Here is a 5,867-nt window from a genome sequence, read left to right as displayed (position 1 = left end):
GCCCTGGGGCTGGGCGGCGTGGTGGCGTTCGTCACGGGATCCGTGATATTGCTCGACGAAGGAAATCTGGGTATTTCCCTGCCCCTGATCATCGGTACGGCACTGCTCTCGGTCGGATTTTTCCTGTGGGTGATGGGACGCATGCTGCGCTTCCGCCGCCGCCGGGCCGTGACCGGCCGCGAGGAACTGCTCGATGCCGTCGCCGAGGCCATGGAGGATTTCGAGCGCGAGGGCAGGGTACGCGTGCACAGCGAATCCTGGCGCGCCGTCACCGACAAGCCGGTGCACAAAGGGCAGAAGCTGCGCATCCGAAACATGAGGGGCCTCGTATTAGAGGTTACCCCCGACAATCAATCCGTCATTGAGGGAGGACACTGAGATGGGCTTCATTATCCTGGCGGTTATCGTTCTCGGCCTGCTGTTCCTGACGTTCAAGATCGTGCCGGAATATCAGCGGCTGGTGGTGTTCTTCCTGGGACGGTTCCAGGTGGTCAAAGGACCCGGTCTGCGCATCATCGTGCCGGGGATTCAACAGATGGTTCGCGTCGACCTGCGCGTGGTCACCATGGACGTGCCCAGCCAGGACGTGATCTCCCGCGACAACGTCACGGTGCGCGTCAACGCCGTGGTCTATTTCCGCGTCGTCGATCCCGAAAAGGCGATCATTCAGGTCGAGGATTATTACTCCGCCACCAGCCAGCTGGCCCAGACCACCCTGCGTTCCGTCCTCGGTCAGCACGAGCTGGACGAGATGCTGGCCGAACGTGAAAGGCTGAATCTCGACATCCAGAACATCCTCGATTCCCAGACAGACGCCTGGGGCATCAAGGTGGCGAACGTGGAGATCAAGCACGTGGACCTGGACGAGAGCATGGTGCGCGCCATCGCCCGTCAGGCGGAGGCCGAGCGCGAACGGCGCGCCAAGGTCATCCATGCCGAGGGTGAATTCCAGGCCGCCGAAAAGCTCCTGCAGGCCTCCAACATCATTGCCCAGAATCCCCAGGCCCTGCAGCTGCGCTACCTGCAGACCCTGAACGACATCGCCGGCGACAAGACATCCACGGTCGTGTTTCCTGTACCATTGGACATGATGCGCGCCTTCTTCCGTAAGGCCGTGCGCGAAGCCACGAGCGACAATCCCGAATAGTTGACCCCTTTTAGCGAGCAGTAACCGCGATGATTCCCAAGAAGTCTGTTTTGCACGGCCTGCGGGCCGTGGCGGCCGGCGTGGTGCTGGCCTTCCCGGTCATGGCCGGTGCGGCCGGTCTGGACGCCCCGGCCGGCGTATTGGCCTCCCTGAACAAGATCCTGCCGGGCCACAAGCCGGATGCGGTCACCCCGACCCCGGTCAAGGGGCTGTACCAGATCAGTTACGGTCCGCTCATCTTTTATATGTCGGCCGACGGAAAATACCTTTTCGACGGCAACCTGGTGAACGTCAATACCCACGAGAACCTGACCGAGGCCGCCTCGGGCAAGGCACGGGCGGAAATGCTCGCCGGCCTGGATCCGTCCAGGGACATGATCGTGTATGCCGCCAAGGGCAAAACCAAACACGTGATCACCGTGTTCACCGACATCGACTGCCCCTATTGCCAGCGATTGCACACCGAAGTGCCCGAGCTGACGCGCAAGGGCGTCGAAGTGCGCTACATGTTCTTTCCGCGTGCCGGCATCGGTTCCAGCTCCTATAAGAAGGCGGTGGACGTGTGGTGCAGCAAGGATCGCAAGGCCGCGATGACGGCGGCCATACAAGGCAATGTTCCGTCGGCCAAGTCCTGCGACAATCCTGTCGCGTTCGACTACGAGATTGGCCAGAAACTCGGCGTGAACGGCACCCCCGCCATCGTGCTGCAGGACGGCACGCTGATCCCCGGTTACCAGCCGGCCGACAAGCTGATCGCGCTGATGGATCGGTTGAGTGCGCAGAAGATGATTGGGCTTAAGGATTGAGTGGGTTGTTGAGTCCGGTTAGATAGGTGAGGGGTATTGTTTCGCGCATTCTTAGGTGATTGTTTCTAATCAGCCCTTGTCGCACTGCGCGAGTTCATTTTCTTTGCTTGTCCAAAGAAAACGAACCAAAAGAAACGACACCCCACGGCCGCGCTGTGCCGACGCGCTATCTCCCTGGCGCGTCGGCATTTGTGCATCCCTGCATATCACCTCCACACCCCGCGGTCTGACCGGAGGTCTTTCGACAGGCCGTCCATGGCCTGCGAAAGACGCGCGTGATCCCTCACGCGCCCTATGGCTCCTGGTCAGTCCACTGCGGGGCGTTCCGGGCGCGGCCGACGGGGATAAAAAGAGAGTTACTACGTAGAACCAGTTTTTCTCCCCCCATCCCGCCTTGCCGAGCAGCCGGTGGCTTGCAGGGTCAGCCCGGCAGGGACGCCGGGCTGAGGTTCGTCACGACAGGACGTCGTGTCGAACCGGGCCCGTTGCATGTCAACGGTTGTGAGGGAAGCCGAAGGCCAAGGTGGTTGGGGTGCCTTTCTCTTTGGGTACTTTCTCTTGGGCAAGCAAGAGAAAGTACCTCGCGCGATTAACCGGGCATTAGATGAGGAAATTCAAACCTAAAGCGCGCGAAACAGAACTACAAAGTGAAGTCTCTACTTCGACAGGCCCAGTTCAAACTGGGCCATTGTGCCGCAAGCGGCAACAACAACCACTCACAGCAACAACGACGACAACTTCCTCCGATACTGCTGGGTCAGCGGATTGTCGGCCCCCAGCATCTCGAACACGTCCAGCAGGCCCTTGCGTCCGGCGTCGTCGCCGAACGACCGGTCGCGTTTCATGATCTCCAGCAGCTGTTCCATGCCGGCTTCGTATTCACCACTGGAGATATAGCTGGCGGCCAATTGCTGGCGGGCTTCCAGGTCGTCCGGGTTCTGTTCGACGCTGGCGGACAAGGCGGTGCGGTCGCCACCCGCCGCGCTCGCCAAACGCAGTTTCGCCTCCAGTGACTTCACCTCGTCGGAAATGCGCGCATCCAGGGGCAGTTTTTCCAGCAGCTGCATCGCCGCCTCACGCTGACCGTCTTCGGCATACAGTTTGGCGAGGTCGATGATGACGCGTTTGTTGCCGGGGTCCATCTCATGGGCGCTGCGCATTTTTTCCACGGCGCCCTTGAGATCGCCGGCGTTGAACAGCTTGACGGCCTCGGCGTGTACCAGGTCCGACTCGCGCACGATGTGACGTTCGATGACTTCGCGCACAGCCGATTCCGGCTGTGCGCCCATGAACTCATCGACCGGCTGGCCGTTACGGAACACCTTCACGGTAGGCAGGCTGCGCACGCCGAACTGGGCCGCCAGGGCCTGCTGTTCGTCACTGTTGATCTTGGCGAGCAGGAACTGGCCCTGATATTCGTCGACCAGCTTGGCGAGCACCGGCATCAGGGACTGGCAGGGGCCGCACCAGGCCGCCCAGAAGTCGACCAGGACGGGGGCCTTCATCGAGCCTTCCAGCACGACCTCGGCGAAGTTTTCCTCGGTAACGGTAAAGATATAAGGCGATTCGCTCATGGACTCTCATTCCTGTTGCTGAATGGGTGTTGTCGCCCGGGGAAGGGCGTCGATACCCGCCAATATAGGGGCGGCGGGTTCGGATTCAAGTAATGGGATACAGGTGTCGGCTGTGGGTGAACAGCAGGGCGGTGTCGATACGACGTCCTGGATACAGCCGCTCCACGGCGATCCGGTAATGCATCAGCTGCTGGCGGTATCCGGCGGCCAGTGTATCGAATTCACCGCCCGATGGTATGCGATGTGTTTTGTAGTCGACGATCAGACAGCGCTCGGGCCATACCAGCAGGCGGTCGATGACGCCGCGGACCAGACGCTTATCCTGTCGGGACAGGATCGGCACCTCGTTGTAGACGCGTACCTGCGCATCCGGGGCGAAGACTTCCCCCAGCGCGGGGTCTGCGATGACCGCGCGGGCTTCAGCGATCCATGTCGCCATGGCGTTCCCGTCGGCGGGGCTTTCGAATTCAGCAGCCATGCGGGACGCCAGGGCAGCATCGTTCAGGGACGGGTTCGTGGCGAGCAGTTCCAGCATGCGATGTATTACCTGGCCGCGTAGCAGGCCGTCCTCGTCCTGTTCCGTGCCGGTGTGTCCGCCAGCCGCAACCTGGCTGGGGCTGAGGGCCTGCTCGGTTTCCGTGGATGCGAGCGGCCGGCCGAGTGCCGCGGGCACGTCGATCTTCTCGGTCAGCGCCGGTTCGCCGCCAGCGGGGGTGGGCAGGGGCTCGCCCCGGCGCAGGCACAGCATGTCGTCTATCTGCTCGGCACCGGCCTGCGTCATCGCCTCGCGCAGCCACTCGTACCAGCGCATCTTGTCCGGATCGCCCGCGGCGGACAGGTACAGGTACTGCCGCGCGCGGGTAACCGCGACGTACAGCAGGTTCGCGGTTTCGCGCTCCGCCTGGCTGCGGACCTGTTCGAGGATGGCGCGGGTGCAATCGTCGCGCCGACTGCTGCCGGGAATCAGCAGCATGAGCCGGGGCCGCTCCTGGTCGGCCGGCCACTCCACGGTGGCGTCCCAGGTGGCGCGTTCGCGCAGGATCCCGTCGGCGTTGGCCAGAAACACCACCGGCGCTTCCAGCCCCTTGGCGGCGTGAATGGTCATGATGCGCACCCGGGGTTCGCCGGTGCTGGCCGGCGGCGTGTCCGGGGCCTCCTGGTTCACCCCGCGCAGGTTGCGCAAACGGGCCAGGAAGTGGACCAGGCTGGGGTAGCGGCCGCTGTCCACCTCGAGGGCGAGTTCCAGAAACCGGGTCAGGTTGGCGCGCACCGCGCCGCGCTGCGCGGGCAGGGCGGCAGCCTCGTAGCGCCGGACGACGTCGCCTTCGTGGAAGATGCGGTCCAGCAGGTCGTGGATCGGCAGCGTGCCGGCCAGTTGCCGCCAGCGTTCGAGCAATGAGGCCGCGCGCGACAGCGCGGGCGGCGCATCGGACAGTTCGGCGGTGCGCTGGAGCTTGGCCAGCCAGCCGTGCCCGCTGGTCCGGGCGATGAGCATCAGGTCTTCGTCGCTGGCGGCGAACAGCGGGGAGCGCAGCACCTGGGCGACCGCGAGATCGTCGAACGGCGTCAGCAGGGTGTTGAGCAGGGCGATCAGGTCTTCGATTTCCAGGCTTTCCAGCAGCGTGCCGCGCTCGGCGCCCAGGTAGGGAATGCTCGCCCGGCGCAGGGCGTGCTCGATCTCCTCGCTGTGGGTGCGGTTGGGCACCAGGACGATCACGTCGCCGTAATTCATCGCCCGGCTGGCGTCGCCGGCGCGCACCGGCGTGCGGCCGTCGATCATGGCCTGCAGGGTAGAGGCGATGCGCTGTGCCTCCTGCTGATAGGCCGTCGGCAGTGCGGGCGGGCGGGGCCGCTCCAGCGGATTGCGCAGTCCTTCGGGCGGGTCCGGTTCCTCTGTTTCCGGGACGGTCTCGGCGGGCAGTAGCACCACCTCGCCCCAGTCTTCGGTGCGGTGCGTGGCGTGTTTTTCGAAATCCTGGATATGGCCGGCCAGCGGGGTGGCGGTGAACAGCGCGTTGACGAAGTCGATGATCGCGGGCGAGGAGCGCCAGGAGGCATGCAGGTTGAAGTCCTGCCCCTGCAGATGATCGCGCAGCCAGTTGCCGGCCTCGGTCTGCAGGGCCGGATTGGCGCGGCGGAAGCCGTAAATAGACTGTTTGGCGTCGCCGACCAGGAACACGCTGCGCAGGGTTTCCTGGGCGCCGGCGGCCAGTTCTTCCAACAGCGGCAGCACCAGCCGCCACTGGGTGGGGTTGGTGTCCTGGAATTCGTCGATCAGCAGGTGATCGATGCGCTGGTCGAGCTTGTACTGCACCCACAGGGCATGGTCGCTGGCGTTCA

At 63.7% G+C, this 5,867-nt stretch carries 5 protein-coding genes; 3 read left to right on the top strand and 2 right to left on the bottom strand.

The features are described from left to right. The 3 genes from P8Y64_13210 to P8Y64_13200 all read left to right on the top strand — a co-directional run. On the top strand, positions 1 to 378 hold a 378-nt coding region (locus tag P8Y64_13210; protein ID MEJ2061424.1), incomplete at its 5' end, for an NfeD family protein. 1 nt (position 379) lies between these two features. After that, complete coding sequence (locus P8Y64_13205) at positions 380 to 1,147, top strand: slipin family protein (GenBank protein ID MEJ2061423.1); 768 nt, start codon at positions 380 to 382, stop codon at positions 1,145 to 1,147. A gap of 29 nt (positions 1,148 to 1,176) precedes the next feature. Next, positions 1,177 to 1,953 carry a DsbC family protein gene (locus P8Y64_13200; GenBank protein ID MEJ2061422.1) on the top strand — a complete coding sequence of 259 codons (777 nt, stop codon included), beginning with the start codon at positions 1,177 to 1,179 and terminating at the stop codon, positions 1,951 to 1,953. A 716-nt stretch (positions 1,954 to 2,669) separates the two neighbouring features. Here P8Y64_13200 and trxA read toward each other — a convergent pair. Continuing rightward, positions 2,670 to 3,527, bottom strand: coding sequence for a thioredoxin (gene trxA, locus P8Y64_13195; GenBank protein ID MEJ2061421.1), 858 nt, complete (start codon positions 3,525 to 3,527; stop codon positions 2,670 to 2,672). Positions 3,528 to 3,612: 85 nt separating this feature from the next. Continuing rightward, a partial coding sequence (locus P8Y64_13190; protein ID MEJ2061420.1) for a 3'-5' exonuclease occupies positions 3,613 to 5,867 on the bottom strand: 2,255 nt, incomplete at its 5' end.

It is taken from the genome of Gammaproteobacteria bacterium, assembly GCA_037388465.1.
Lineage (GTDB): Bacteria > Pseudomonadota > Gammaproteobacteria > SpSt-1174 > SpSt-1174 > JARRKE01.
This window is presented reverse-complemented; position numbering and strand designations above follow the sequence as displayed.

Bases quoted from the DNA above. Each gene is read 5' to 3' on its own strand.
- P8Y64_13205 (MEJ2061423.1), top strand. From the start codon at position 380: ATGGGCTTCATTATCCTGGCGGTTATCGTTCTCGGCCTGCTGTTCCTG.
- P8Y64_13200 (MEJ2061422.1), top strand. From the start codon at position 1,177: ATGATTCCCAAGAAGTCTGTTTTGCACGGCCTGCGGGCCGTGGCGGCC.
- trxA (MEJ2061421.1), bottom strand. From the start codon at position 3,527: ATGAGCGAATCGCCTTATATCTTTACCGTTACCGAGGAAAACTTCGCC.